At 67.3% G+C, this 25,991-nt stretch carries 24 protein-coding genes; 9 read left to right on the top strand and 15 right to left on the bottom strand.

Annotation, left to right across the window (positions count from 1 at the left end):
• Positions 1-13 precede the first annotated feature (13 nt).
• Complete coding sequence (msrP, locus tag CJ010_RS17605) at positions 14-964, bottom strand: protein-methionine-sulfoxide reductase catalytic subunit MsrP (RefSeq protein WP_141019259.1); 951 nt, start codon at positions 962-964, stop codon at positions 14-16.
• Positions 965-1,038: 74 nt separating this feature from the next.
• Positions 1,039-2,292 carry a cation:proton antiporter gene (locus CJ010_RS17600; RefSeq protein WP_141019258.1) on the bottom strand — a complete coding sequence of 418 codons (1,254 nt, stop codon included), beginning with the start codon at positions 2,290-2,292 and terminating at the stop codon, positions 1,039-1,041.
• A 137-nt stretch (positions 2,293-2,429) separates the two neighbouring features.
• Here CJ010_RS17600 and aroG point away from each other — a divergent pair, with 137 nt between their 5' ends.
• From aroG to CJ010_RS17580, 4 genes are all read left to right on the top strand, one after another.
• Entirely contained in the window at positions 2,430-3,515 is a 1,086-nt protein-coding gene (aroG, locus tag CJ010_RS17595) for a 3-deoxy-7-phosphoheptulonate synthase AroG (RefSeq protein ID WP_141019257.1), read from the top strand.
• A 119-nt stretch (positions 3,516-3,634) separates the two neighbouring features.
• Positions 3,635-5,035: a DNA recombination protein RmuC gene (gene rmuC / locus CJ010_RS17590; RefSeq protein WP_205754809.1), complete on the top strand. Its 1,401-nt coding sequence runs from the start codon at positions 3,635-3,637 to the stop codon at positions 5,033-5,035.
• Positions 5,036-5,058: 23 nt separating this feature from the next.
• Positions 5,059-6,183 carry a DNA polymerase IV gene (gene dinB, locus CJ010_RS17585; protein ID WP_240794396.1) on the top strand — a complete coding sequence of 375 codons (1,125 nt, stop codon included), beginning with the start codon at positions 5,059-5,061 and terminating at the stop codon, positions 6,181-6,183.
• Positions 6,180-8,039: an ABC transporter ATP-binding protein gene (locus CJ010_RS17580; protein WP_141019256.1), complete on the top strand. Its 1,860-nt coding sequence runs from the start codon at positions 6,180-6,182 to the stop codon at positions 8,037-8,039. The genes dinB and CJ010_RS17580 overlap by 4 nt, the downstream gene beginning before the upstream one ends.
• 31 nt (positions 8,040-8,070) lie before the next feature.
• Here CJ010_RS17580 and CJ010_RS17575 read toward each other — a convergent pair whose 3' ends face one another.
• Positions 8,071-9,162, bottom strand: a complete 1,092-nt coding sequence (locus CJ010_RS17575) for an FAD-dependent oxidoreductase (RefSeq protein ID WP_141019255.1) — start codon at positions 9,160-9,162, stop codon at positions 8,071-8,073.
• Between the two features lie 165 nt (positions 9,163-9,327).
• Positions 9,328-9,927, bottom strand: a complete 600-nt coding sequence (locus tag CJ010_RS17570; protein ID WP_240794395.1) for an alpha-ketoglutarate-dependent dioxygenase AlkB — start codon at positions 9,925-9,927, stop codon at positions 9,328-9,330.
• Positions 9,928-10,025: 98 nt separating this feature from the next.
• Here CJ010_RS17570 and CJ010_RS17565 point away from each other — a divergent pair, with 98 nt between their 5' ends.
• Complete coding sequence (locus CJ010_RS17565) at positions 10,026-10,403, top strand: NifB/NifX family molybdenum-iron cluster-binding protein (protein WP_205754808.1); 378 nt, start codon at positions 10,026-10,028, stop codon at positions 10,401-10,403.
• Between the two features lie 30 nt (positions 10,404-10,433).
• Here the strand turns inward: CJ010_RS17565 and CJ010_RS17560 are convergent, their stop codons facing one another.
• Positions 10,434-10,985 carry a cob(I)yrinic acid a,c-diamide adenosyltransferase gene (locus CJ010_RS17560; protein ID WP_141019253.1) on the bottom strand — a complete coding sequence of 184 codons (552 nt, stop codon included), beginning with the start codon at positions 10,983-10,985 and terminating at the stop codon, positions 10,434-10,436.
• 149 nt (positions 10,986-11,134) lie between these two features.
• Here CJ010_RS17560 and alaS point away from each other — a divergent pair, with 149 nt between their 5' ends.
• On the top strand, positions 11,135-13,756 hold the full coding sequence (gene alaS / locus CJ010_RS17555) for an alanine--tRNA ligase (protein ID WP_141019252.1): 2,622 nt from the start codon (positions 11,135-11,137) through the stop codon (positions 13,754-13,756).
• A 72-nt stretch (positions 13,757-13,828) separates the two neighbouring features.
• Here alaS and CJ010_RS17550 read toward each other — a convergent pair whose 3' ends face one another.
• The 6 genes from CJ010_RS17550 to CJ010_RS17525 all read right to left on the bottom strand — a co-directional run bounded on the left by CJ010_RS17550 (position 13,829) and on the right by CJ010_RS17525 (position 18,909).
• Positions 13,829-14,689: an HDOD domain-containing protein gene (locus CJ010_RS17550; protein ID WP_141019251.1), complete on the bottom strand. Its 861-nt coding sequence runs from the start codon at positions 14,687-14,689 to the stop codon at positions 13,829-13,831.
• A 104-nt stretch (positions 14,690-14,793) separates the two neighbouring features.
• Positions 14,794-16,185 (bottom strand): phosphomannomutase/phosphoglucomutase, encoded by a 1,392-nt coding sequence (locus CJ010_RS17545; protein WP_141019250.1) that lies wholly within the window; start codon positions 16,183-16,185, stop codon positions 14,794-14,796.
• Positions 16,186-16,243: 58 nt separating this feature from the next.
• Complete coding sequence (locus tag CJ010_RS17540) at positions 16,244-17,254, bottom strand: hydrolase (protein ID WP_240794394.1); 1,011 nt, start codon at positions 17,252-17,254, stop codon at positions 16,244-16,246.
• A 16-nt stretch (positions 17,255-17,270) separates the two neighbouring features.
• A complete protein-coding gene (locus CJ010_RS17535) occupies positions 17,271-17,702 on the bottom strand; it encodes a nuclear transport factor 2 family protein (protein WP_141019248.1) in 432 nt (143 codons plus the stop codon).
• 73 nt (positions 17,703-17,775) lie between these two features.
• Positions 17,776-17,976 carry a zinc-finger domain-containing protein gene (locus tag CJ010_RS17530; protein ID WP_141019247.1) on the bottom strand — a complete coding sequence of 67 codons (201 nt, stop codon included), beginning with the start codon at positions 17,974-17,976 and terminating at the stop codon, positions 17,776-17,778.
• A 12-nt stretch (positions 17,977-17,988) separates the two neighbouring features.
• Positions 17,989-18,909, bottom strand: a complete 921-nt coding sequence (locus CJ010_RS17525; protein WP_141019246.1) for a branched-chain amino acid transaminase — start codon at positions 18,907-18,909, stop codon at positions 17,989-17,991.
• Positions 18,910-19,063: 154 nt separating this feature from the next.
• On the opposite strand from CJ010_RS17525, the gene CJ010_RS17520 reads away from it, so the two are divergent.
• Genes CJ010_RS17520 through mnmA form a run of 3 tightly spaced genes read left to right on the top strand, consistent with a single transcriptional unit; the run spans position 19,064 to position 21,313 of the window.
• Positions 19,064-19,516 carry an NUDIX hydrolase gene (locus tag CJ010_RS17520; protein WP_141019245.1) on the top strand — a complete coding sequence of 151 codons (453 nt, stop codon included), beginning with the start codon at positions 19,064-19,066 and terminating at the stop codon, positions 19,514-19,516.
• Positions 19,516-20,199, top strand: coding sequence for a hypothetical protein (locus tag CJ010_RS17515; protein ID WP_141019244.1), 684 nt, complete (start codon positions 19,516-19,518; stop codon positions 20,197-20,199). Before CJ010_RS17520 ends, CJ010_RS17515 begins: the two co-directional genes overlap by 1 nt.
• A gap of 16 nt (positions 20,200-20,215) precedes the next feature.
• On the top strand, positions 20,216-21,313 hold the full coding sequence (gene mnmA / locus CJ010_RS17510) for a tRNA 2-thiouridine(34) synthase MnmA (protein WP_141020748.1): 1,098 nt from the start codon (positions 20,216-20,218) through the stop codon (positions 21,311-21,313).
• A gap of 14 nt (positions 21,314-21,327) precedes the next feature.
• Here the strand turns inward: mnmA and CJ010_RS17505 are convergent, their stop codons facing one another.
• From CJ010_RS17505 to CJ010_RS17490, 4 genes are read right to left on the bottom strand one after another with little or no spacing between them, the layout of a single operon-like run.
• A complete protein-coding gene (locus tag CJ010_RS17505) occupies positions 21,328-22,434 on the bottom strand; it encodes a PA0069 family radical SAM protein (protein WP_141019243.1) in 1,107 nt (368 codons plus the stop codon).
• 31 nt (positions 22,435-22,465) lie between these two features.
• Positions 22,466-23,905, bottom strand: coding sequence for a sigma 54-interacting transcriptional regulator (locus CJ010_RS17500; RefSeq protein ID WP_141019242.1), 1,440 nt, complete (start codon positions 23,903-23,905; stop codon positions 22,466-22,468).
• Positions 23,905-24,498 carry a hypothetical protein gene (locus CJ010_RS25490; RefSeq protein ID WP_141019241.1) on the bottom strand — a complete coding sequence of 198 codons (594 nt, stop codon included), beginning with the start codon at positions 24,496-24,498 and terminating at the stop codon, positions 23,905-23,907. The genes CJ010_RS17500 and CJ010_RS25490 overlap by 1 nt, the downstream gene beginning before the upstream one ends.
• Positions 24,491-25,978 carry an ATP-binding protein gene (locus tag CJ010_RS17490; protein WP_371415669.1) on the bottom strand — a complete coding sequence of 496 codons (1,488 nt, stop codon included), beginning with the start codon at positions 25,976-25,978 and terminating at the stop codon, positions 24,491-24,493. Before CJ010_RS17490 ends, CJ010_RS25490 begins: the two co-directional genes overlap by 8 nt.
• Positions 25,979-25,991 lie beyond the last annotated feature (13 nt).

The raw sequence follows: 25,991 nt of genomic DNA, 5'->3' as shown, positions 1-25,991 counted from the left end.
GGCAAGCTGTTTCCTAGTAATTGCGCTGCAGGTCTATGCCCTGGTAAAGGCTGGCGACCTGATCGGCGTAGCCGTTGAACATCAGCGTCGGCCGCTTGCGGAATTCGCCGATGCGGCGCTCGGTGGCCTGGCTCCAGCGCGGATGCGACACCTCGGGATTCACGTTGGAGTAGAAGCCGTATTCCTGCGGCGCCGAGCGGTTCCAGGCAGTGGCGGGCTGTTTTTCGACCAGGCGGATGGTGACGATGGATTTTGCGCTCTTGAAGCCGTACTTCCACGGTACGACCAGGCGCACCGGTGCGCCGTTCTGGTTGGGCAGCACTTCGCCGTAGAGGCCGACCGCCAGGATGGTGAGTGGATGCATGGCTTCGTCCAGGCGCAGGCCTTCGGCATAGGGCCAGTCCAGCACCGGTCGGCGCATCATGATCTTTTCGTCATAGTGGCTGACGAACTCCACGTACTTCGCACTGCCCAGCGGTTCGACCTGCTTGAGCAGCGCGGCCAGCGGGAAGCCGACCCAGGGGATGACCATGGACCAGGCCTCGACGCAGCGCAGGCGGTAGATGCGTTCTTCCAGCGGGGCGATGCGCAGCAGCTCGTCGATGTCGAAGCTGCGCGGCTTGCCGGCCAAGCCTTCGACGCGCACGGTCCATGGCCGTACGGCCATCTTGCCGGCGTTCTCGGCCGGGTCGCCCTTGTCGGTACCGAACTCGTAGAAGTTGTTGTAGGTGGTGACGGACTTGTAGGCCGTCTTCTCTTCCGACGTGCTCAAGGGCGAGCTGGCGAGCGGGGCGAGTCTGGCGCCTGTTGCCGCGGCCGCAAGGACTTTGCCCGGCCAGGCCTGACCGAACGCGGCAGCGGTCAGCGTGGCGCCGGCGGCGAGGATGAAACGGCGACGGTCCTCGAACAGCGCGCGCGGCGTGATCTCGGATGGTGCGATGTCGCTCGGGGTCTTGATCAACATGTCGTGCTCCTGCGGGGGGACACCGTATTAGTCGTGCACCGCAGAGACAACTTACACCCCGTGCCGTTCGACTTTCATTGGCTGCTGCGACTGTAGCCGGGCGAGAGCACCTCGACCTGCCGTCGCCGCAGGCACAGCCGGAACAGCGGGCCGGTGATCGTGGTGGACAACACCGCCAGCGTGACCAGGGCCGCGTAGGCGTGCTCGGAGAGCAAACCCTGGTCGCGCAGGATGGTGGCGGCGACGATCTCCATCAGGCCCTTGCACTGCAGCAGCGCGCCGACAGCCAGTGCTTCACGGCGCGACAGCGTGGACGAGGGCGGGTAGGCAAGCACGGCCGCCAGCTTGGACAGCACCGACAGGGTCAGCAGGGCCAGTGAGGCCGCGAGCGAGGTCCAGGTCAGCGCGTCGCCGTCGATGCGCAGGCCGCTGTGGCCGAAGAACAGCGGCGCGAGGCCGAACAGCGCGATCAGGCCGATGCGCTCGACCGGCAGGCGGGCCGCCCAGTTGGGCGCCATCACCGCACCGGCGAAATAAGCACCGAGCAACGCGTGGAGGCCGAGCTTCGAACTCGCCCAGGCACCGGCGGCAAGATAGGCAGCGCCAACCAGCCAGATCGCCGCCTGCGAAGGCAACTGCTTGCGCCGCGTCGCCGAGGCGCCGAGCACGGCGAGCAGGGCCAGCACGCCGACAGCGATGATTTCGGTGCCGTCCCAGCCATCGAGGCCATTGCCCCCGTTGGCCGCGAGCAGCAGCAGGGCGAGCCCGATCCACAGCACGGCATCGTCGATCACCGCGACGCCGAGCGCGATCTGGCCGAGTGGTCGTTGATGCGGGCGCAGCTCGCGGACGAGGCCGATCAGCACCGGCAGCGCGCTTACCGCCACGCACAGGCCGACCGCCAGCGCACCCAGCCAGCCGTTGCCGCGCGGTGCGCTCCAGCCCGGCAGGTCGAGGAAGTGGTAGCGCGCAGCGAGCGTGCCGACGATGAAGGGCAGGGCAAGCGCGGCCGCCGCGCTGGTGGCGAGGCGGGAGACCGACAGCCGCTGCTGCGGCAGGGCGTGGACGGTTTCGGATGCATCCGGCGTCTGGCGCATCTCCAGCCCGGCGGTAAAGGCCAGCACCAGAACACCGATCAGGCCGATCTTGTCACCGTAGGACGAGGGGACGCCGAGTTCGGCGAAGGGGAGGCCGGATGCGGCAAGGCCGAGACCGACCAGGATGGGCAGCACGGCGAGCGGAATCGAGCGTCCGAGCGCCCGCCACACCAGCCAGGGCAGCAGGATGAAGGCCAGCGCATCAGCACCGACGGCAAGCAAAGGGGGCATGACCTACTCCCCGGTTCCGTTGGATGGAAGGCCACCTTACCGCCAACTTTTTTGCGACGCAACAAGCGGTGCTGCTTCGGTCGCCGCGAAAGTTCGCTAGAATCGAACGCTTTCCCGCGTGTTCGCTAGGTTTCGTCATGTCCGCCTCAATCAAGATCCATATCGACGACGTCCGCATCAAGGAGATCAAGGAGCTGGTGCCGCCCGCGCACGTGCTGCGCGAGTTCCCGGCCACCGCCAGGGCGGCCGAGACGGCGTACGAGGCGCGCCAGGCGATCCACCGCATCCTTTACGGCGCCGACGACCGCCTGCTGGTGGTGATCGGGCCGTGTTCCATCCACGATGCCGCTGCGGCGCTGGAATACGCCCGTCGCCTCAAGGTCGAGGCGGACAGGCTCAAGGACGATCTGCTGGTGGTGATGCGTGTGTATTTCGAGAAGCCGCGTACCACGGTGGGCTGGAAGGGACTGATCAACGATCCGCACCTCGACAACAGCTTCGCCATCAACGAAGGCGTGCGCCTGGCGCGCAAGCTGTTGTGGGAAATCAACGAACTCGGCCTGCCCGCCGGCACCGAGTTTCTCGACATGATTACCCCGCAGTACATCGCCGACCTCATCAGCTGGGGCGCGATCGGCGCCCGCACGACCGAGAGCCAGGTGCACCGTGAGCTTGCCTCCGGCCTGTCCTGCCCGGTGGGTTTCAAGAACGGCACGGACGGCAACGTGCGCATCGCGGTTGATGCGATCAAGGCGGCGCAGTCGCCGCACCATTTCCTCAGCGTCACCAAGGCCGGGCACTCGGCCATCGTGTCGACCCGCGGCAACGAGGACTGCCACGCCATCCTGCGCGGCGGCAAGAGCACCAACTACGACGCCGCCAGCGTCGACGCGGCCTGCAAGGAACTGGCTGCGTCGGGCGTGCCGGGCAAGGTCATGGTCGATTTCTCGCACGCCAACAGCCGCAAGCAGCATCGCCTGCAGATCGAGGTGGCGCACGACGTCGGCGCCCAGCTGGCCCGCGGCGAGGACCGCATCATCGGCGTGATGATCGAATCCCACCTCAAGGAAGGCCGGCAGGATCTCAAGCCGGGCTGCGAGCTGGAGTACGGCAAGAGCATCACCGATGCCTGCATCGGCTGGGAAGACAGCGTGAGCGTGCTCGAAACCCTGGCCGCCGCGGTGCGTGAGCGCCGCGTGGAGCGTGCCTCCGAGACGGAGTAAGTCCTCGTCTTGCCCCGATTCGCATCCGTGCGTGAAGACGCCCGCCGACAGCGATGCCGGCGGGCGTCGTCGTTTCCGCCGTGGCCCAGCGCACTGCCTCATGGAGTATCGATAGCACCATGGACATTTCCGTCCAGATGATCGCCGCCGCCGCTGCGGGCCTTGTGGTCGGTGGCGTGCTGGCTGCCGCGCTGCTGCGCGGGCGGATCGCGCTTGCGGCCGAGCGGGCCAGGATGGAGGCCGAGGCGGGGCTGGCCCCGCTGACCGAGCGCGCCCGTCTGCTGGAGGAGGAACGCCAGTCCTTGCGCGCGGCCAACGTCGAACTCGCTGCGCGTGCGGAAGGCTGGCGCGAGGCGCTGGAGAAGACGCGCGCGGAGCGCTCGGTGCTGGTCGAGCGCCTCGGTGCCGAGCGCAGACAGGCGCAGGACAAGATCGACCTGCTGCAGCAGGCGCGCGAGGCCCTGTCCGACCAGTTCAAGTCGCTTGCCGCCGAGATCCTCGAGGACAAGTCGAAGCGCTTCACCGAGCAGAACCAGGCCAACATCGGTGCGCTGCTCGATCCGTTGCGCCTGCGCCTGCAGGAATTCCAGGGCAAGGTCGAGGAAGTCTATGTGCAGGAGGGCAAGGACCGCAGCGCGCTGGCCGAGCAGGTGCGCCAGCTGATGGAGCTCAACCGTGCGCTCGGCCAGGACGCGAAGAACCTGACCCGCGCGCTGAAAGGTTCGGTCAAGGCGCAGGGCAACTGGGGCGAACTGGTGCTGGAGCGCGTGCTGGAGGCCTCCGGCCTGCGCCGGGGCATGGAATACGACACCCAGGAAAGCCACACCCGCGAGGATGGCAGTCGTGCCCAGCCCGACGTGGTGATCCACCTGCCGGAAGACCGCCACCTGGTGGTGGACGCCAAGGTCTCGCTCACCGCTTACGAGGGCTATGTGATCGCCGAAGACGATGCCGGGCGTCAGCTCGCCGTCCGCCGCCATCTCGATTCGGTGCGCGCCCACATCAAGGGGCTGGCCGAGCGTAACTACCAGGCGCTGTACGGCCTGGGATCGCTCGATTTCGTGCTGATGTTCGTGCCTATCGAGCCCGCCTTCATGCTGGCGGTGACGCACGACGACACGCTCTTCATGGATGCCTGGCAGAAGAACGTGCTGCTGGTGAGTCCCTCGACCCTGCTCTTCGTGGTGCGCACCGTCGCCCACCTGTGGCGCCAGGAGGCGCAGAACCGCAATGCGCAGGACATCGCGCGCCGCGGCGCCGAGCTATACGACAAGCTGGCCGGCTTCGTGGACGATCTCGACACGCTCGGCAACCGGCTCGGTCAGGCGCAGAAGTCCTTCGACGCCGCCTATGGCAAGTTCACCCGCGGCCGCGGCAATCTCATCCGCCAGGCGGAAATGCTGCGCGAACTCGGCGTGAAACCGACCAAGTCGCTTGCAGCCGGGCTGGTGGAGCAGGCTGCCGAGGACGACGAGCCAACCGCGCCGGCGCTTCGGCCCGCCGGCAGCGACGCGGCCTGAGCGGGCGGGCAAGGAGCGCTGCGGTGCGCAAGATCATCCACTGCGATTGCGACTGCTTCTACGCGTCGGTGGAGGTGCGCGACAACCCGGCGCTCGCCGGCAAGCCGCTGGCGGTCGGCGGGCGCGCCGAGACGCGCGGCGTGATCGCCACCTGCAGCTACGAGGCGCGCGCCTTCGGCGTGCATTCGGCGATGTCCACTGCGCGTGCGCTGCAGCTGTGCCCGCAGCTCATCCTGCTGCCGCCGGATTTCGAGCGCTACCGTGCGGCGTCGCGCCAGATCCTCGACATCTATCGCGACTACACGCCGCTGGTCGAGCCCTTGTCGCTCGACGAGGCCTATCTGGACGTCAGCGGCGTGGACCGCTGCCAGGGTTCGGCAACGTTGATGGCGCAGGAAATCCGCGCCCGCATCCGCGCGGAAGTGGGCATCACCGCCTCGGCCGGCATCGCGCCCAACAAGTTCCTCGCCAAGGTGGCCAGCGACTGGAACAAGCCCGATGGCCAGTTCGTCGTGCGGCCGCAGGATATCGACGCTTTCGTCGCCGCGTTGCCGGTGAAGAAGATCTTCGGTGTCGGCAAGGTCACCGCAGCGAAGCTCAACCGGCTCGGGGTTCAGACCTGCGTCGACCTGCGCAGCTGGAGCCTGGCCGATCTCACCCGCGAGTTCGGCAGCTTCGGCGCCGGCTTGTACCGGCTGTGCCGCGGTATCGACCACCGCGAGGTCAAGCCCGACCGCATCCGCAAGTCGCTGTCGGTGGAGACCACCTACGTGACCGATCTGCCGGACCTGGCCGCCTGCCAGGCGGCGCTGCCGGCGCTGATCGAGGAGTTCCAGCGTCGTTTCGCCCGCGCGCGCGAGGCCAGGCCGGTACACAAGGCGGTGGTCAAGATCAAGTTCGCCGACTTCTCGCAGACCACTGTCGAATGTGTCGCGAGCGCTCCGACGGCCGCGATCTGGCAGGGGCTGCTGACCGAGGGCCACGCGCGCCGCGGCTTGCCGGTGCGCCTGCTGGGCGTCGGCGTGCGCTTTGCCGAGCAGGGCGAACCTGCCTCAGATGACGCCCAGATAGATCTCTTTGACGACGGGGGCGCGGCCTCCGGTCCTCAGCTGCCATCCCGTCCCGATTTGCGAGACACCCCGACATGAGCGATCCGCAGTCCGTCGCACTCGAATCACCCGAACCTACAGTGACGGACGCGCACGACCGTCCGGTCAGTCTGCCGGCGCTCTACCGCGCGCTCTGGCGCCACGCCGCCGGGGTGCGCCACCTCATCCTTTGGGGCTTCGCGCTGCTGCTCGCCTCGCAACTCTTCAAGCTCGCGGTGCCCTGGCTGGCGGGGAATGCGATCAATGCAATCCAGCACGGCGGGCTGGATTCGCTGCCGGCGGCGGGGCGCTGGCTGGCTCTGGTGTTCGCGGCGATTGCGGCGAGCTGGCTGCTGCACGGACCCGGCCGCATCCTCGAGCGCAACGTCGCGCTCAAAGTGCGCGAGCGGCTCTCCGCCTTGCTGGTCGGCCGATTGGTGGCAGCGCCGCTCGCCTGGCATGAGCGCCATCACTCGGGCGAGACCACGCACCGGGTGCAGCAGAGCACGCACGCGCTCTACGACTTTGCCCAGAGCCAGTTCATCTACCTGCAGAACACGGTGCGGCTGGTGGGGCCTATCGTCGCCCTGTGGCTGATCTCGCCACTGGTGGGCACGGTGGCGGTGGTCGGCTACGGTCTCATCGGCCTGCTCATCACCCGCTTCGACCGCTACATGATGCAGCTGGCGGTGGAAGAGAATCGCGCCGAGCGACGCTATACCGCGACGCTGGTCGATGTGCTCGGCAACGTGTTCTCGGTGCTGGCGTTGCGCCGCGGCGAGGGCGTGGCGCGCTTGATTGCCGACCGTCTGGCGGACGCCTTCGGGCCGCTCAGGCGCAGCATCGTGCTCAACGAGGCCAAGTGGTGCTCGGTCGATCTGCTCGCCAGTATGCTGTGGTGCGTGCTGGTGGCGGTGTATGCGGCCGAAGCGGGCGGACTGTTCGGTGGCGCGGTGGGCGCTGCCGCGGGCGGCGTCGCGCTCGGCAAGGTGTTCATGGTCTACGAGTACGCCCAGCAGGCCGGCGGCGTGATCACCGCCATTGCCGCGCATTTCCAGTCGCTGTCGCGCCAGCGCGCCGACTACGCGGCGGCCCGGCCCTTGATCGAGGCACCGCAGACCGCCATGCCGACGGCGCCGGGGGACGGCGACTGGCACAGGCTGACGCTGGCCGAACTGCGGTTTGCCCATGCCGCGGCCCGTGGCGGCGCTGCACTGGCGATCGACCGGCTGGAACTGGTGCGTGGCCGTCGCTACGCCCTGATCGGACCGAGCGGTGCAGGCAAGACCACGCTGCTGCGTCTGCTCGCCGGGCTGGACCAGCCCGAGGCTGCGCGTCTTACGCTCGACGACGACGAGGTGTGCGATCCGGCCGAGCGCCTGCGCACGCTGGCGACGCTGATCCCGCAGCAGGCGGAAATGTTCGACGGCAGTCTGGCGGAAAACCTCGCGCTGGGAGCGGATTCCGGCGTGCGGCGGATCGATGCGGCGCTGCATGCGGCCGGAGCGGATGCGCTGGTCGCTGGCTTGCCCGAGGGGCTCGCGAGCCGTGTGTCCGAAGGGGGCGCCAACTGGTCGGGCGGGCAGCGCCAGCGCCTTGCCCTCGCCCGTGGCGTGCTGGCGGCGGAAGGCAGCGGGCTGGTGCTGCTGGACGAACCCACCAGCAGCCTCGATCCGGAGTCGGAATCCCGCGTCTATCAGCGCCTCTTCGAGCACTTCGCCGACGCGGCGCTGGTGTCCTCGGTGCATAGGCTGCACCTGCTGGACCGTTTCGACGAAGTGATCCTGATGTGTGCCGGTCGCATCGAGGCGGCCGGCAGCGCTTGGACGCTGGCGCAGTCATCGACCCTGTTCCGCGAGCTGCTGGCGGCGCAGGGAAAGGATGCGGCGGAGCGGGCGGCGCCGCTGTCGCGCTGACGCGCGCGGCCCGCTCCGGCCGGATGCCGGCTCAGGCGGCCTGCACCCACTCCATCGCCAGATCGCGATGGATGCGGCCGGCGGCTTCCAGCGCGCCCTCCATGTAGCCTGCGCCGTAGGCAGCGGTTTCGGTGCCGCCGAAGTAGAGCTTGTCCTGCCAGTGCGCCAGGCGCAGGTCGCGGTTGGCGTAGTCGGGGTGGAACAGCGGCGGTGTGCGGTCCAGCGTGCTGCAGGTGTGCAGTTCCTGCGCCCAGTCCTGGTACAGGCTGTCGCCACCTTGGGCGGCCATGCCGAAGAGCTGGCCGAGGTGGCTGGCGGTCAGCATGGGCAGGCCACCGGCAAAGGACTCGCGCAGCGGCGCGGGCAGGGCGACAAAGGCGCCGATGACGGCCGCGGTCTCGTCGTTGCCGGCGTCCCAGGTTTCCGCCAGTACCGCGCCGTGGTAGCGGGTGAAGGCGGTGCCCGACAATCCCTGTTCGCGCCAGAAGGCCTTGGCGTAGCGGGTGACGAGCTTGGCCTGCGCCGCCATCCAGGTCGGCGCGTCGCGCATGGCTTGCCTTACGCGCGGCGCCAGCGGCGGATCGAAGGTGACATGTTCTTCGAGCAGGCGGGGCGGCAGCGCAAGCACCACCTGGCGCGCCGACACGAAGCGCTCGCCGTCCGGTTCGCTGAAGTGCAGCTCGACGTGCGAGCCGCGGTTGCGCACCGCGGTCAGGGCGTGGCTGAGGTGGATGCGGTCGCGCGGCAGGCGTTCGCCGAGCGCGGCGATCAGGCTGCCCATGCCGCCGGCGAGACGACGGGCGCCGCCATGCACGTCGGTCTGGTCGAGCGGACTGGGCTTGCCGCCGGCTTCGTCCTGCAGCAGGTGGGTGCCGTCTTCCCGCTGCGGAATGCTGGCCAGGCCGAGATCGGCGGCAAGCCGGGAGATGCGCGGCTGGGTGTCGGGCCAGAACCAGGTCGGCCCGAGATCGACCGCGTTGCCGGCGGTGTCCGTCCGGCTGAGGATGCGGCCGCCGAGGCGGTCGCGTGCCTCGAATACCGCGAACGAGCGGTTCGCGCGCTGCAGGGTGTTGGCGAGTGCGAGTCCGCACAGGCCGCCGCCGACGATTGCAGTTTCCAGCATGGTGTCACCTCGCATTGAATACGACCGGAATGCGGGGTGTGCTGCAAGCTTCGTTCCAGCCGCCGGGTGCCGGCCGCGACGGCTTGCGGCAAGGGGGCGGAGGCTACCGATCGGTCGCCGGCGCGTCGTGTTGCCCTCAGTCGGACGCCCGATGTGCGCTTTGCTTCAGGCGCGTGCCTGGCCTTGGGGGCGGACCAGCCGGAAGGTGAGGTTGAGCCGTGCGCCGGTGATCTCCGGCTCGGCGAGCACGGCGTGTTCCCAGGCTTGCTGGAAGGGGGCGCGCATCAGCAGCAGGGTGCCGGCCGGCAAGGGCAGCGAATCTGCCGTGCCGCCGGTTCCGGCCTTGGGCCGCCAGTGGAAGCGCCGCGTTGCCCCCAGGCTGAGAGACGCGATGTGCGGGGCCGGGCCGAGGTCGTCCTCGTCGTCGGCATGCCAGCCGACGGCGTCGTCGCCGTCGCGGTAGAGGTTGGCGAGTACCGCGTTGAAACGCTCGCCGGTGTGCGCTTCGACGGTATCGCGCAGCGCGGCGAGTTCGGGCGTCCAGGGGTGCGAGTTGAGCAGGTTCTGGGCGTAGCGGTACTCGATGCCGGGATCGGAGAACCAGCATTGCAGGCGAGGCAGACGAAAGCGCCGGCCGGCGGCGCTGAAGCCGCCGTCGTTCCAGGGGATGTCGGCACACAGGCGCTCGAACAGGCGCTGCGCTTCCGCCGGCGTCTGCAATGTGCAGCAGGCAAGCAGGGGCTGGCTGGGGTGGGGCGTCATCATCGGTGCATGCTCGGCGATTCGTGTCGGCAGGGCGGTTCCCGCGGGTGCGCGTCTTGCTTCGGTCGATGGCTCAAGCATACAGAGTCGCGGAGGGCATCGTGCAGAAGTCAGCGAGAGTGGCGGTGGCCACCAAGGACGGCCTTGCGGTCAGCGAACACTTCGGCCACGCCAAGCTGTTCCATGTGTACGACGTGGATGCGGACGGCCACCGTCTGGTCGAAAAACGCGAGGTGGCGCACTACTGCCTCGGTGGCAGTTCCGACCAGGGGGCCTTGGCCGGCATCCTCGCCGCAGTGGCCGATTGCGAGGCGGTGCTGGTGGCCAAGATCGGCGACGGGCCGACAGAGAAACTGAAGGTGAAGGGCATCGTTGGTCTGGGCGATTACGCCTGGGAAGCGATAGGCGAGGCGCTGGCTCACTATCACGCCGGGCGCGACGCACACCTCGCCGCGCTCGCCGAGGATCCGGCGGCATGATGCCGGCCCGAGCTCGGGCCGGCACAGGGCTCAGGCGTTCTTGCGCTTCTGCCACAGCACGTCGCCGCGGCCGCCGGCGCGGTTGAGCACGCGGCCGAGCACGAAGAGCAGATCCGACAGGCGGTTGAGATACTGCCGTGGGCCGTCGTTCACCGCTTCTTCCAGCGCCAGCGCCACCAGGGAGCGCTCGGCACGCCGGCACACCGTGCGGGCCTGGTGAGCCAGCGCCGCGGCGCGGGTGCCGCCGGGGAGGATGAAATCCTTGAGTGGTTCCAGCGGCTCGTTGAGGCGGTCGAGTTCGGCTTCGAGATGATCCACCTGCTTGCCGGTGATCATGCTCATGCCGGGAATGCAGACCTCGCCGCCGAGATCGAAGAGGTCGTGCTGCACGTTGGTGAGCAGGGCACGCACGTCTTCCGGCAACTCTTCGCACAGCAGCACGCCGATGATGGCATTGACCTCGTCGACCTCGCCGAGGCTGTGGATGCGCAGGCTGTTCTTGGACACCCGCTTGCCGTCGCCGAGGCCGGTAGTGCCGGCGTCGCCGGTGCGGGTGTAGATCTTGGAAAGGCGGTGTCCCATGCGTGTCTCTCGTGTTGTGTTGACGTGCACGTCAATTATACGGGCGGGAGAGGTGCTGCCGCGTGCGTCCGGAAGCGCTTGATGCTCATGATAAACTCGCGCATTCGCCCGCAGCCCGGGCTCCACGTCCTGTTCGAACGCAAACATCCATGAAATCTGCCGAAATTCGCGACAAGTTTCTCAAGTTCTTCGAGTCCAAGGGCCACCAGATCGTCGCCTCCAGTTCGCTGGTGCCGCACGAAGATCCGACGCTGCTGTTCACCAATGCCGGCATGAACCAGTTCAAGGACGTGTTTCTCGGCTTCGACAAGCGCGCTTACAGCCGCGCCACCACCTCGCAGAAATGCGTGCGCGCCGGCGGCAAGCACAACGACCTCGAAAACGTCGGCTACACCGCGCGCCATCACACCTTCTTCGAGATGCTGGGCAATTTCAGCTTCGGCGATTACTTCAAGCGCGATGCCATCACCTACGCCTGGGAACTGCTGACCGACGTCTTCAAGCTGCCCAAGGACAAGCTCTGGGTCACCGTGTATGCGGAAGACGACGAAGCCTACGACATCTGGACCAAGGAAGTCGGCGTGCCGTCTGATCGCGTCATCCGCATCGGCGACAACAAGGGCGCGCGCTACGCCTCCGACAACTTCTGGATGATGGGCGATACAGGCCCCTGCGGCCCCTGCACCGAGATCTTCTACGATCACGGTCCGCACATCTGGGGTGGCCCCCCGGGATCGCCGGAGGAAGACGGCGACCGCTACATCGAGATCTGGAACAACGTCTTCATGCAGTTCAACCGCGACGAGCAGGGCGTGATGCATCCGCTGCCCAAGCCCAGCGTGGACACCGGCATGGGCCTGGAGCGGGTTTCGGCGGTGCTGCAGGGCGTGCACGCCAACTACGAAATCGACCTGTTCCAGCGCCTCATCCAGGCGGCGGCGCGCGAGACTTCCGGTGCCGACATGGAGTCGCCCTCGCTGAAGGTGCTGGCCGACCACATCCGCGCCTGTTCCTTCCTGATCGCCGACGGTGTGATCCCGGGCAACGAAGGCCGCGGCTACGTGCTTCGCCGCATCATCCGCCGCGCCATCCGTCACGGCTACAAGCTCGGTGCGCGCGCCGCCTTCTTCCACAAGATGGTGCCCGACCTCGTTGCCGAGATGGGTGAGGCCTATCCGGAACTCAAGACCGGCGAGCGCCGCGTGATGGACGTGCTGCGCCAGGAGGAAGAGCGCTTCTTCGCCACCATCGAGAACGGCATGGCGATTGTTGAGGCCGAACTTGCGGCGATGGCGGCGGCCGGCAATACCGTGTTCAATGGCGATACCGCTTTCAAGCTGCACGACACCTACGGCTTCCCGCTCGACCTCACCGCCGACATCTGCCGCGAACGCGAAGTGACGGTGGATGCCGCGGCCTTCGACGCCGCGATGGCGCGCCAGAAGGAGCAGGCGCGCGCCGCCGGCAAGTTCAAGATGGCGGCCAACCTCGACTACGACGGCCCGGCCACTACCTTCCACGGCTACGAGCAACTCGAAGCCAAGGGCAACATCCTGGCGCTGTACAAGGACGGCGTGGCGGTCAATGAGCTGGTCGAGGGCGACCTTGGCGTGGTGGTGCTGGATCACACGCCCTTCTACGCCGAATCCGGCGGCCAGGTCGGCGACCGCGGCGAACTCAAGGGCTCGGCCGGCATCTTCGGCGTCGAGGACACGCTCAAGATCCAGGCTGCCGTGTTCGGCCACCACGGCGTCGTCAAGACCGGCAAGCTCGCGGTCGGCCAAGGCGTCGCGGCGCGGGTCGATACCGCGGCGCGTGCCGCCACCGCGCGCAACCACTCGGTCACCCACTTGATGCACAAGGCCCTGCGCGAGGTGCTCGGACCGCACGTGCAGCAGAAGGGCTCGCTGGTTGATCCGGACAAGACCCGCTTCGACTTCGCCCATACTGCACCGATGACGCCGGAGGAGGTGCGTGAGGTCGAGGAGATCGTGAACCGCGAGATCCTTGCCAATGCAGCGACCGAAGCTGCGGTGATGGCGATCGACGACGCACAGAAGTCGGGAGCCTTGATGCTGTTCGGCGAGAAGTACGGCGACGAGGTGCGGGTCTTGAGCATCGGTTCGTCCAAGGAGCTGTGCGGCGGCACCCACGTGGCCCGCACGGGCGATATCGGTCTGTTCAAGATCGTGGTCGAAGGTGGCGTGGCGGCCGGCGTGCGCCGCGTCGAGGCGGTGACCGGCGAGAACGCGCTGCGCTATGCGCAGGAGCAGGAACGCCGGGTGCAGGGCGTTTCCGCGCTGCTCAAGGTGCAGCCGGACGAAGTGGCCGAACGCGTTGCCGGCATGCTGGACAACGTACGCGCGCTCGAAAAGGAGCTGGCACGGCTGAAGTCCAGACTGGCGGCCAGCCAGGGCGACGACCTGGTAGCGCAGGCGGTGGATGTCGACGGCATCAAGGTGCTGGCCGCCACGCTGGACGGCGCCGACGTGCCGACGCTGCGCGAGACCATGGACAAGCTCAAGGACAAGCTCAAGTCGGCGGCGATCGTGCTGGCGTCGGTGGCCGACGGCAGGGTGAGCCTGATTGCCGGCGTCACCGCCGACCTGACCGCCAAAGTGAAGGCCGGCGAGCTGGTGAATTTCGTCGCCCAGCAGGTTGGCGGCAAGGGCGGTGGCCGGCCGGACATGGCCCAGGCCGGTGGTACCGAGCCGGACAAGCTGCCCGCGGCGCTGGCTGGCGTGAAGGCCTGGGTGGAAAGCAAGCGCTGAGCTCCACGTCTGCGCCAAAAAATGAACGGCCCGCATGATGCGGGCCGTTCTCTTTTGTGCCTATGGCTGGCGTCAGTGGTCGCGATTGCGGCGGCTGTCGAGTTGGTAGAGCATGTCCTCCGCCAGGTCGTCGAGGTCGGCCACCGACATGCCGAAGTAGGCCGCAACCCGTGCCGAGGCCTTGACCCATTCCATGTCCTCGCGCACGCGTAACAGATGGCTGACGATGCGTTCGGCCAGTACGTTGATGGCGATCAGGGTACGTGATTCGATGCTGAGCCCGGCCGGGTCTTCCAGCAGGTCGTACTCGTGGTGGCAGAGGATGCCCTGTGCCACGGTGTCGGTCAGGCCCCACGAGCGGGAGAGGAAGTAGCCGACGACGGCATGGTTGGTCGACAGCGCCTCGTCTTCGATGGCGGTGAAGACCCTGTCATTGCTTTCGTTGGCGCGGCCGAGCACCTTCTTGTAGTCGGGGAAGCGTTGCACCAGCAGCGGGATGCCGCAATCCCGGAACAGACCGAAGGTGTAGGCCGTCTCGCGCGAGCTGCCGCCAAGCCGGGCGGCGAGTTCGGCGCTGACCGCGGCGGTGTGCACCGAACTGTCCCAGAAGCGCTCGAGCGAGGCGTCCTGGGTGCCGATGGCGCTACGCAGCAGTCCTTCGCAGACGAGATTGGACACACTGGCGAAGCCGAGCAGCTTGATCGCGTCCGCCACCGAGCCGATTTGCCGGCTGTTGCCGAACAAGGGCGAATTGGCGGACTTGACCACCATCGCGGCCAGGCCGACATCCTGGCTGATGAGTTGCGCGACACGTTTGCCGTTGGCCTGGGGTTTGCGCAGCTCTCCGAGCAGTTCGGTGAGTACCGCCGGACAGGAGGGAATGCTGACTCCCTTGAGGGCTTCTTCTAGTTTGGATTCGTCGATCTTCCGCATGCGTCCGGCGAGAGTGAGTGATTAAGAAATGAAAAGGGGATCCGTGCGAGGCTAGCACGAATCCCCCCATCTCGGCGTCGCCTCGCGGCGACGTTTGACTATCGTCAGAAAGGCAGGGTGACGCCTGGCCACACCGCGCTGATCTCGTTGCGGAAGGCGGCCTGGATGCGGGCGAGGGCCGCGGCGTCGTTGGCCTCGAAGCGCAGCACCACCACCGGTGTGGTGTTGGACGGCCGCGCCAGACCGAAGCCGTCGGCGTATTCCACGCGCACGCCGTCGAGGGTGATGCGTTCGACGGCACCTTCGAAGCTGGCCTGCTCCTTGAGGCGCTTGACCAGCTCGAAGGGCTCGCCCTCATTCATCTTGATGTTGAGTTCCGGCGTGCTCACCGCGTCGGGCAGGCCCTTCAGCACCGCGTTGGCGTCGGCCGAGCGCGACAGAATCTCGAGCAGGCGGGCGCCGGCGTAGAGACCGTCGTCGAAGCCGTACCAGCGCTCCTTGAAGAACATGTGGCCGCTCATCTCGCCGGCCAGCGGAGCACCGGTTTCTTTCAGCTTGGCCTTGACCAGCGCGTGGCCGGTGTTCCACATGGTCGCCTTGCCGCCGCGGTCCTTGATCCAGCCGGCGAGGTTACGGGTGCATTTGACGTCGTAGATGATCTCGCCGCCGGGCACGCGCGACAGCACGTCTTCGGCGAACAGCATCAGCTGGCGGTCGGGGAAGATGATCTCGCCGTCCTTGGTGACCACGCCGAGGCGGTCGCCGTCGCCGTCGAAGGCCAGCCCGAGTTCGGCGTCGGTTTCCTTCAGCGCGCGTACCACGTCTTCCAGGTTTTCCGGCTTGGACGGATCCGGGTGGTGGTTGGGGAAGTTGCCGTCGACTTCGCAGAAGAGCTCGACCAGCTCGCAACCCAGCTTCCGGAACAGCGCAGGCGCAATCGCACCGGCGACGCCGTTGCCGCAGTCCATGACGATCTTCATCGGGCGGGCGAGCTTGACGTCGGAAGTCACCCGGTCGAGGTAGGCGGCGTTTACGTCGGCTGTACGCAGTTCGCCGGCGCCTTCGGCCAGGTCGCCCTCGATCAGGCGGCGGCGCAGGTCGAGGATCTGCTCGCCGTACAGGGTCTGGCCGCCGAGGACCATCTTGAGACCGTTGTAGTCGGGCGGATTGTGGCTGCCGGTGACCGAGACGCAGGAGTCGGTGCCGAGGTGATAGGCGGCGAAGTAGGTCAGCGGAGTCGGCACGCAACCGATATCGACGACATCGACGCCGGCGGCGCGGATGCCGTCGGCCAGCGCACCGGCGAGTGCCGGGCCGGACAGGCGGCCGTCGCGGCCGACGGCGATGGCCTTCTGGCCACGGGTGCGGGCCTCGGAGCCGAGCGCCTGGCCGATGGCGCGCACGGCTTCGACGGTCAGGGTTTTGTCGACGATGCCGCGGATGTCATAGGCCTTGAAGATTTCGGGGGCGGGAACGAAGGTCTTGGGCTGGGTCATGGAGGCTTCCGGTGCGGACGGGATGAATTGCGCTAAAGAATAGTATGTCAGAGGCGTGCTAGATGTTTGCGAATGCAAGCCGGCGCGCTGGCGTGGTGTCGCGGAAGTACATCAGCAGGCGCTGCGGCAACCAGCCGAGTTCGCCGGGCCAGGGTGTGGCGACAAAGCCGACATGACCGCCGCTGGCCGGGCATTCGAACCGCACGGCGGGCGACAGGTCCGTCGCTGCGGGCAGGGCAGCATCGGGCACGAAGGGGTCGTTGGCGGCGCACAGCAGCAGGGTCGGTCGGCGGATGTGGCGCAGCCACGGCTTGCTCGAGGCCCGCCGCCAGTAGTCGGCCGCGCCGTCGAAACCGTGGGCCGGTCCGGTATAGGCATCGTCGAACTCGTAAAGGTTGCGTGCCGAGCGTATGCGCTGCGGGTCGCACAGACCGGGGTGGCGCCTTTGCTTTTCCAGCGCCTTGCACTTGAGCGTGGCGAGGAAGTGCAGGGTATAGACGCGGTTGAAGCCGTTGGCGAGGGCGTGACCGGACAGTGCGAGATCGAGCGGCGGACAGATGGCCGCGGCGGCGTCGACCACCGACGCGCTGCCGTCGCCGTGCTCGCCCAGCCATTTCAGCAGCGCGTTGCCGCCGAGCGACACCCCCGCAGCGAACAGCGGGCGAGGTCCGAGTTGCCGGCGCAGGCGCAACAGGATCCAGTCGATCTCCTCGCTGTCGCCGGAGTGATAGGCGCGCGCGAGGCGGTTCGGCTCGCCCGAGCAGCCCCGAAAATGAGGGACCACGCCCAGCCAGCCGACGGCGCTTACCGCGCGCATCAGCGCTCGGGCGTAGTGCGACTGGCTGGAGCCTTCGAGACCGTGGAAAAGAACGACCAGTGGTGCGATCTCGTCGGCGGTTTCCGGCGGGCGGGTCCAGTCGAGGTCGATGAAGTCGCCGTCCGGGGTCTCCCAGCGTACACGGTGATAGCGCTGCGCCGGGCCCTTGCGGGTCAGTGGCCAGATGGTCTGCAGATGGGCACCGGGCAGCCACCACGGGGCGCGATAGTTGCACGCTGCGGAAGAACTCACCGGGGCTTGGGCGAAATCAGTGAACGACGCGTGGCGTGCCGTGGCTGGCGAGTTCGGCCATGTCGGGCGTCGGCGAGGCGTGGTGCATGACCATCCGCCAACCTGTGGCGCCGCGCGCATAGACATTGGTGGCGACGATGGGCGGGCCGAGCTGGTCGTCGTCTTCCGCCGCGATGTGCTCGAACACGTTGTGCACCGTCTGCATCATGTTGGCGCAGACCACCTGCTGGGTGATACGTATCACCAGACGGGCGCCGCCGGCGAACATCTGCCGCCAGGTTTCGCGCACGCCGGCGAGTCCCACGATGCGCGGCCCGCCCGGATGAATGCAGACGACATCCTCGTCTTCCGACCAGACGGTCATCATCGCTTCGAGGTCGGAGCGGGCGAGGGCGTCGTAGAACGCCGCTTCGGCTTCGGCTGCAGAGGTGTAGATCGGTTTGCTCACGACGGCTGGATGCGCAGTGTGTGTCGTCCGTGCTGCGCGTGCACCACGGACGACGAGGTGCCTGGTCCGGGGGTCAGTGGTGACCCTTGGGCGCTTCACCGGTGAATTCGTACTGCGCGCTGCAGTACGGACAGACAGCCTTGCCTTCGGTCAGGACATCGAGGAAGACGCGCGGATGGCGCGCCCACAAGGGCGCATCCGGCTGCGGGCAATACAGCGGCAGATCCTTCGCAGTGACGGCGATGGCTTGCGACTTGTCTTTGTTTTCGGACATCTCGACAGCTCCTCAGACCAGGGTCAGCCAGTTTTCGTACTCGGGCGCGCGGCCGTTGACGATGTCGAAGAAGCGCGCCTGCACCTTGGCGGTGATGGGGCCGCGGCGGCCTTCGCCGATGGTACGGTTGTCGAGTTCGCGGATAGGCGTGACTTCGGCCGCGGTGCCGGTGAAGAAGGCTTCGTCGGCGATGTAGATGTCGTCGCGGGTCATGCGGCGCGACTGCACTTCGTAGCCGAGTTCGCGGGCGACGCGGATCACCGAGTCGCGGGTGATGCCTGTCAGCGCCGAGGCGATCTCGGGTTCGTAGATCACGCCGTCCTTGATCACGAAGAGGTTCTCGCCCGAGCCTTCGGCGACGAAGCCCTGGGTGTCGAGCAGCAGCGCCTCGTCGTAGCCGTCCTGGGTGGCTTCGAGGTTGGCCAGGATGGAGTTGGTGTAGGCGCCGGCCAGCTTGGCACGCGGCATCGTCACATTGACGTGGTGGCGGGCGAAGGACGAAGTCTTGACGCGGATGCCTTTCTCGAGACCGTCCTCACCGAGGTAGGCACCCCAAGGCCAGGCGGCGACGGCAACGTGCACCGTCGCGCCACGGGTGGAGATGCCCATCTTTTCCGAACCGTAGAAGGCGATCGGGCGCAGGTAGCAGGATTCGAGCTTGTTGGCGCGTACGACTTCCCGGTGCGCCTCCATCAGGACTTCCTTGGAATAGGGGATGTCCATCATGTAGATCTTGCCGGAGTTGAGCAGACGCTGGGTGTGCTCGGCGAGGCGGAAGATCGCGGTGCCCTTGGCGGTACGGTAGGCGCGCACACCTTCGAAAACCGACAGCCCGTAGTGCAGGGAGTGGGTCAGGACGTGGGTGGTTGCGTCGCGCCACGGTACGAGTTTGCCGTCGTACCAGATGAAACCGTCGCGGTCAGCCATGGACATGGTAGGGATCTCCAGCGGAAAGAAGTTTGGACCTGCCCGTTGCGCCGGGCTTAACTGGCGAATTCTAGCGCAAAGGCGGCGTGCGGCGCTCGGGGTGCCGAACGATTCCCGGTGTCCGGGGTAAAATGGCGGACTTTTGCATGCCGGATCGAACATGGAGCTGCGCTGGAAACCGAATGTCACCGTCGCTGCGGTGATCGAGCGCGACGGGCGCTTTCTTCTCGTCGAAGAGGAAACACCCGAGGGGCTGCGCTTCAACCAGCCGGCGGGCCACCTCGATGAGGGTGAATCCCTGCTCGCAGCGGCGGTGCGCGAGACGCTGGAGGAAACCGCCCACCGTTTCACCCCGGAATTTCTCGTCGGCATTTACCAGTGGCCGCGGCCGCAGGGCGACATCACCTATCTGCGCTTCGCCTTCGGTGGCAGCGTGGCGGCCGGGATCGAGGACCGGGCGCTCGACAGCGGCATCGTCCGGGCGGTCTGGATGACGCCGGCAGAGCTGCAGGCCACGCGTGACAGGCATCGCAGCCCCCTCATCCTCCAATGCGTGGAAGACTGGCTTGCCGGCCGACGCTTCGGGCTCGACCTGATCCGGCATTACGATTGATGCGGCGCCTGCTTGTCCCGCTGATGCTCGTCGGCACGCTGGGCCTCCCGGCGGCCGAAGCCAGGTCGCAGGATGCCTGGGTGAACATCTGTCACGGTTATGGCTGCGCGGTCGAATCGCCGGTGCACTACGAGGCGGGCAGCCTGGATGCGCTGCGGGCGCGGCTGTTGGTCGCCGCAGATGCCGAGGCCGAACGTGCCGTGCTCGCCAGCGTGGTCGGTGCGATGTACCGCGTCGCCGGCGCGCAGTCCCTGGTCGCCGCCGATCGTGGTGGCAACCTCGCCGACGAGGAGGCGGATGGACGCATGGATTGCATCGACCACTCCACGTCGACCACGCGCCTGCTACGCTTGCTCGAATCGCGCGGCGCGCTGCGCTTTCATCGCGTGAGCGAGCCGGAGCGTCGTGTGCGGGTGCTGTTCCAGCACTATTCGGCCGTGATCGAGGAGGTCGGCTTCCAGCCGCCATTCGCAGCGCCCGAGGTGCCGGATTACCTGCCGGTGATGCTGGCCCGGTGCGATTGCGCCGAAGTGCTCGAGGATATTCCGCCCCCGCCTGCGGCCGCGGCTGCCGCGCCGGGGGCACGCTACGTGGTCGACAGCTGGTTTGTCGACAATGGCGAGCCGGCAGTGGTGCTGCCGCTCGCGGACTGGCTCGATGGAGAAGGACCGAATGTCCAGTAAGCAAGACCCGCAAGGGATGAAGGTCGTCGTCGGCATGTCGGGCGGCGTGGATTCGTCGGTGACCGCGCTGCTGTTGAAGCAGCAGGGTTATGAAGTGACCGGCCTGTTCATGAAAAACTGGGAGGACGACGACGACGACGAGTACTGCTCGACGCGGCAGGATCTGGTCGACGTTGCCTCGGTGTGCGACGTGATCGGCATCGACCTCGAAGTGGTGAACTTCAGCGCCGAGTACAAGGACCGCGTGTTCGCCGACTTCCTGCGCGAATACGAGGCCGGCCGCACACCCAATCCGGACATCCTGTGTAACTCCGAGATCAAGTTCCGCTGCTTCCTCGACCACGCCATGCATCTCGGCGCCGAGCGCATCGCCACCGGCCACTACGCCCAGGTGCGCGAATGGGTCAATGACGGCCGCAGCGAATTCCAGTTGCTCAAGGCCGAGGACGGTACCAAGGACCAGAGCTATTTCCTCTACCGCCTCAACCAGGCCCAACTGGCGAAAACCTTGTTCCCGCTCGGAGGCCTGTACAAGCGCGAAGTCCGCAAGATCGCCGAGGCCGCCGGTCTGCACGTCGCCGCCAAGAAGGATTCCACCGGCATCTGCTTCATCGGCGAGCGTCCCTTCCGCGAATTCCTGATGCGCTACCTGCCTACCAAACCGGGCGAAATCCGCTGCCTGGACGACGACCGTGTGCTCGGTGAGCACCAGGGGCTGATGTACCACACCATAGGCCAGCGCAAAGGCTTGCACATCGGCGGCATCAAGGGCAACCAGGACGAGGCCGGTGAGCACGAGGCCTGGTACGTGGCGAAGAAGGACGTCCACGCCAACGTGCTCTACGTGGTGCAGGGGCACGATCATCCGGCGCTGTTGAAGGAGCGCCTGGTGGCTGCTGACCTCAACTGGATCGCCGGCCACGATCCGCGCACCCACTGGGTGTACACCGCCAAGCCGCGTTATCGCACGCCCGACATGCCCTGTGAAATCGACACCATTGCCGATGGCCGGGCCGAGATCGCATTCGCCCAGCCGCAGTGGGCATTGACGCCGGGTCAGAGCGTGGTCGTCTATGAGTCCAAGGTTTGTCTCGGCGGCGGCGTGATCGTCTGACCGGAGCGGCCGGGTCAGAAAAGCACTAGCTGACCGGCCTGTGCCGAAGGCGGGCGGAAGGCGTCGCAGTTGAGCTTCCGCCGCTCGGACGTCATTCCCAGCCTGGCACGCAGACGACGCAGGCGCTGGCTGTAGAGGTCGGCCAGCACGCCGGTGCCGCGCATGCGGTGGCCGAAGCGGCTGTCGTTGGCGTTGCCGCCACGCAGTTGCGCGATGAGACTCATGATGTGGCTGGCGCGCCCCGGCTGATGGCGCGCCAGCCAGTCGGTGAACAACCCCTCGAGTTCCCGCGCCAGGCGCAGCACCACGTAGCCCGCGGTATCGGCGCCGGCCGCATGGGCCGCGGTGATGACGGCTTCCAGTTCGTGGTCGTTCAGGGCCGGTATCAATGGTGCGCACAGCACGCCCACCGGCACGCCCGCTTCATGCAGGCGGGCGATGGTTTCCAGCCGCCGCCCAGGGCGGGCCGCACGCGGCTCCATCGTTCGGGCCAGCTCGTCGTCCAGGGTCGTGACCGAAACCATGGTGTCGACAAGATTGTCGCGGGCCAGTGCGGCGAGCAGGTCGATGTCGCGTTCGATCAGCGCCGACTTGGTGATCAGGCTTACCGGGTGACGTGCCTCCAGCAGCACTTCGAGGATCTGGCGGGTGATGCCGGTGTGACGTTCCACCGGTTGCCAGGCATCGGTATTGACGCCCAGGCCGATAGGGGCGCAGCGGTAGCCGGGACGGCCAAGTTCGCGCCGCAGCAGCTGTGCGGCATAGGGTTTCCAGAACAGCTTGGTCTCGAAATCCAGGCCGGGCGAGAGATCCAGCCAGGCGTGGCTGGGCCGGGCATAGCAATAGACGCAGCCGTGTTCGCAGCCGCGGTAGGGGTTGACCGAACGATCGAAAGGGATATCCGGCGACTGGTTGTAAGTGATCACCGTCCTGGCGGTATCGATGCGCAATTCGGTGCGCAGCGGCGCCTCGTCCGCGCAAGCGTCTGCTGCCCAGCCATCGTCGTAGGCTTCGCGTTGCCAATCCAGGAAGCGGCCGTCCGGACGCGTGGCGCTGCCGCGACCACGGGGGGCAGGGTAGGCCAGCGGTGTTGGTGAGAAGCTGTTTCTATATACAGTCATGCAGTCAGTTTCGACCGCAGGATTGCTTGCGTCAAGGGTGATCGTCGTCTTGCGGCGGCGAGGCATCAGGGGCCGTGGTGGTGGGCGGGTGGCTGCGAAACAGCACCGGGTCCAGGCCGTGCCGCTGCAGCAGGCGGTAGAACTCGGTGCGGTTACGCTCGGCCAGGCGGGCCGCATCTGCCACCCGGCCTTCGGTGAGCTTGAGTAGCTGGACGAGGTAGTTGCGCTCGAAGCGCAGCTTGGCTTCGGCGTATCCGAGTGCCGCTGGCGGCGTGGCGCGCAGGGCGCGTTCGACCAGTGTGAGCGGGATCAGCGGCGTGGTGGTCAGCGCGCAGGTCTGCTCTACCACGTTCTGCAGTTGCCGCAGATTGCCGGGCCAGGCTGCGGTAGCGAGCGCTTCCAGCGCCGCAGGCGCGAAACCGCGCAGGGGCTTGTCGTAGCGTTCGGCCTGCTGCCGCAGGAAATGCTCGGCCAGCAGCGGGATGTCCTCGCGCCGTTCGGCCAGTGTCGGCAGGCTGAGGGTGACGACATTGATCCGGTAATAGAGATCCTCGCGGAAGCGGCCGGCGGCGAGTTCGGCATCGAGATCGCGATGGGTCGCGGACAGGATGCGGACGTCGATCGGCTGGCTGCGGGTGGCGCCGACCGGACGCACGGCGCGTTCCTGCAGCACACGCAACAGCTTCACCTGCAGTGGCAGCGGCATGTCGCCGATCTCGTCGAGGAAGAGCGTGCCGCCGTTGGCTGCCTGGAACAGGCCGCTGCGATTGGCGATCGCACCGGTGAAGGCGCCGCGGACGTGGCCGAAGAGTTCGGATTCGAGCAGGTTTTCCGGGATCGCGCCGCAATTGACCGCGATGAAGGGCGCCGCCGCGCGGGCGCTGCTGCGGTGGATGGCTCGCGCCAGCAATTCCTTGCCGGTACCGCTTTCACCACGGATCAGGACGCTGGCGTCCGAAGCCGCAACCAGCCTGGTCTCGTCGAACAGTGCATGCATCCGGCTGCTGCGGCTCAGCATGCCTTCGAAGGCATAGGGTTCGGTACCACCGCTGACGGCAGGAGCGTTGTCTGTGGCTCGCGTTTGCGGCGCCGCGAGTTGCAGCGCGCGCTTGACGCGATCGAGCAGGTCGTGGCTGTCGAAGGGCTTGGTGAGATAGCCTGCGACACCGCGCGAGGTGGCATCGACCGCATCGGGAATGGTGCCATGCGCGGTGAGCAGGATGACCGGCAGCGCCGGATAGTGGCGGCGGATGTCTTCGAACAGGGCAAGGCCGTCGCGATCGGGCAGGCGTACATCGCTCAGCACCAGGTCGACGCGCTCGACCGCGAGGCGCGCCAGGGCCGCTTCGGCTGAAGCGGCAGTGCTGACGCGGTAGCCGTTGGCCTGGAGCCTCATCGACAGCAGGCGCAACAGGTCGGCGTCATCGTCGACGACGAGCAGGTGGCGGGCGGAGAAGAGGGCGGCTGGCATCAAGGAGCACTCCGTTCGACTGCCGGGGCGGGCTGCGTGCTCGTTGCAGGACGCGCGGGCAGGCTGCGTTCGATCTCGGCGAGAGCGTCGAGCTTGCCCTGCAGTTCGACGTTCAGCTGCTGCGCGTCCTTCAGCTGCTGGCTGCCACGCTCCAGTTGCTGGCCCAGACGCTGGGCGGCGGCATCGAGCCGCTGGCGTTCGCCGATCTGCTCCAGCAGCAGCTGGGCAAACGGGTGCAGTGCGCGCGCCTCCGCACCTTGATTGGCGAGCAGGTTCTCCAGCAGGGAGCGGGCCCGCGGCAGATTGTTGGCCTGGGGGTGAGCGGCGAGCAGTGCCTGGCGCAGCTGCACTTCGGCACTGCTGGCCTTGTCGGCATATTGTCTGCGGACCTTGGCGAGTTCTGTGGCGTCGAGCTCGCGCATGCCCTGGTACCAGTCGAGCACGCGCATCGCTCCGGCACGTTCGTCGGAACTCGGTGGCGGGCGTTGTGGCTCCGGCGGCGTCTCGCCGGACGTGGCGCAGCCGTGCAGCGCGAGCGCCAGCAGCATCGCCGATGGCAGGCGCCGGCGCAGACCGAACATCGCCTCAGCCATGGGGCAACTCGATGCGGAAGTGGGCGCCGTGCGAAGCGGGCAGTACCGCGACGCGTCCGCCATGGGCGCGCACGAATTCGCGCACGATGGCCAGGCCCAGCCCGCTGCCCTTGCCATGGCGCTCGGCCGCCGGGCCACGTACGAAAGGCTCGAAGATGCGTTCGGCATCGTCCGGCGCTACTCCCGGGCCCTGGTCCATGCAGTCTATGGTGCTGATCCCGGCGCCGGCGGTGAGGACGAGGCGTATCTCGCCACCGGGCGGGCTGTAGGCAATCGCGTTGTTCACCAGGTTGGACAGCACGATGCGCATCTTTTCGGCGTCGAGCGCGAATGTCGTCGCATCGCCTTCGAGTCGCAGATGCACGTCCTTGCCCTGCGCGGGCAGGCGCAGTTCGGTGAGCACTCCGGCGGCGAGTTCGTGCAGTGCGGTGGGCTGCAACGCAAGCTTGGCGGCGTCGAACTGGCTGGCGTTGTAGTCGAGCAGTTGTTCGATCCGTTCCTGCAGGGTGCGTGTGTTACCGGCAAGGATGTCGGTGACTTCCCGCTGCGCCGGTTTGAGCGGGCCCGGGACCTGGTCGGCGAGCAGGGCCACGCCTTCGCGCAAGGAGGCCAGCGGCGTTTTCAGCTCGTGCGATACGTGACGCAGGACGCGGTTGCGGTTGGCTTCGAGATCCGCCAGCCGCAGACGCAGCCAGTCCAGGCGCTCGCCCAACTGACGCAGGTCGGCGGGGCCGTGTACGGCGATCGGCTGCTGCAGACGATTTTCCCCGAGTGCGGTGATCGCCCCGGCGAGCTGGCGCAAGGGGCGCAGGATCCACCAGGCGATCAGCAGGCCGAGTGCGCTGGTCAGCGCAACACCGCTCAGCAGTAGGGCCGCCAGCTGTTCGCGCTTGTGGTCGAGCGCGTCGAGCTGGCTGGCGTTGGCACGATCCAGGGATGCCGCGACCCGGCGGGTCAGTGTCTCGTTCAGTTCGGTGAGACGCCGTAGCTTGTCGGCCACCAGCGCGGGCGCAGGCTGGGCATCTTCCGGCACGATGCCGAGGCTGGACAGGTCGCGCCATTCGGCAATCAGCGGCGCGCTGCCGGGCAACAGGTGCTCGATGCGGGTGAGGGCCTCGATAGCGCTATGGCGGGCATCGACAAAGCGCCTCTGCAATGCCGCGTCGCGCAGTACCAGGAACTGGCGGGCGCTTCGTTCCATGTCGACAGTGCGTTCCCCGAGTTGCTGGAGCGCCGTGGTGAGGCCGATGGCGTCGTGAGCGATGCGTCGGCCACGGTTGGCGAAATCCGCGAGGCTCATCCATCCGCTCGCCGCCACGGCGCCCAGCAGGCCGGCAACGAGCAGAAAGCTGGCGAGCAGGATGAAGCGGAAGGACGGGCTCGGCATCGCGCGTGTTTCGGTAGGTAGCAGGGCCATGCGGCCGGAGAGCGATCCCGCAGTGTAGGTGTGCGTGGCGTTGGCCAAGGTAAGCAAGTGCAAGCCTGGTTTGCTT

This window comes from Azoarcus sp. DD4, from assembly GCF_006496635.1.
In the GTDB taxonomy this organism is placed as follows: Bacteria; Pseudomonadota; Gammaproteobacteria; order Burkholderiales; family Rhodocyclaceae; genus Azoarcus.
Note: the sequence above shows the minus strand (reverse complement) of the source record. Positions and strands in the feature narration are given on the sequence as shown.

Coding starts and splice junctions, on each gene's coding strand:
- msrP (WP_141019259.1), bottom strand. CDS start 964: ATGTTGATCAAGACCCCGAGCGACATCGCACCATCCGAGATCACGCCG.
- CJ010_RS17600 (WP_141019258.1), bottom strand. CDS start 2,292: ATGCCCCCTTTGCTTGCCGTCGGTGCTGATGCGCTGGCCTTCATCCTG.
- aroG (WP_141019257.1), top strand. CDS start 2,430: ATGTCCGCCTCAATCAAGATCCATATCGACGACGTCCGCATCAAGGAG.
- rmuC (WP_205754809.1), top strand. CDS start 3,635: ATGGACATTTCCGTCCAGATGATCGCCGCCGCCGCTGCGGGCCTTGTG.
- CJ010_RS17580 (WP_141019256.1), top strand. CDS start 6,180: ATGAGCGATCCGCAGTCCGTCGCACTCGAATCACCCGAACCTACAGTG.
- CJ010_RS17575 (WP_141019255.1), bottom strand. CDS start 9,162: ATGCTGGAAACTGCAATCGTCGGCGGCGGCCTGTGCGGACTCGCACTC.
- CJ010_RS17570 (WP_240794395.1), bottom strand. CDS start 9,927: ATGATGACGCCCCACCCCAGCCAGCCCCTGCTTGCCTGCTGCACATTG.
- CJ010_RS17560 (WP_141019253.1), bottom strand. CDS start 10,985: ATGGGACACCGCCTTTCCAAGATCTACACCCGCACCGGCGACGCCGGC.
- alaS (WP_141019252.1), top strand. CDS start 11,135: ATGAAATCTGCCGAAATTCGCGACAAGTTTCTCAAGTTCTTCGAGTCC.
- CJ010_RS17550 (WP_141019251.1), bottom strand. CDS start 14,689: ATGCGGAAGATCGACGAATCCAAACTAGAAGAAGCCCTCAAGGGAGTC.
- CJ010_RS17545 (WP_141019250.1), bottom strand. CDS start 16,185: ATGACCCAGCCCAAGACCTTCGTTCCCGCCCCCGAAATCTTCAAGGCC.
- CJ010_RS17530 (WP_141019247.1), bottom strand. CDS start 17,976: ATGTCCGAAAACAAAGACAAGTCGCAAGCCATCGCCGTCACTGCGAAG.
- CJ010_RS17525 (WP_141019246.1), bottom strand. CDS start 18,909: ATGTCCATGGCTGACCGCGACGGTTTCATCTGGTACGACGGCAAACTC.
- CJ010_RS17520 (WP_141019245.1), top strand. CDS start 19,064: ATGGAGCTGCGCTGGAAACCGAATGTCACCGTCGCTGCGGTGATCGAG.
- CJ010_RS17515 (WP_141019244.1), top strand. CDS start 19,516: ATGCGGCGCCTGCTTGTCCCGCTGATGCTCGTCGGCACGCTGGGCCTC.
- mnmA (WP_141020748.1), top strand. CDS start 20,216: ATGAAGGTCGTCGTCGGCATGTCGGGCGGCGTGGATTCGTCGGTGACC.
- CJ010_RS17505 (WP_141019243.1), bottom strand. CDS start 22,434: ATGACTGTATATAGAAACAGCTTCTCACCAACACCGCTGGCCTACCCT.
- CJ010_RS17500 (WP_141019242.1), bottom strand. CDS start 23,905: ATGCCAGCCGCCCTCTTCTCCGCCCGCCACCTGCTCGTCGTCGACGAT.
- CJ010_RS25490 (WP_141019241.1), bottom strand. CDS start 24,498: ATGGCTGAGGCGATGTTCGGTCTGCGCCGGCGCCTGCCATCGGCGATG.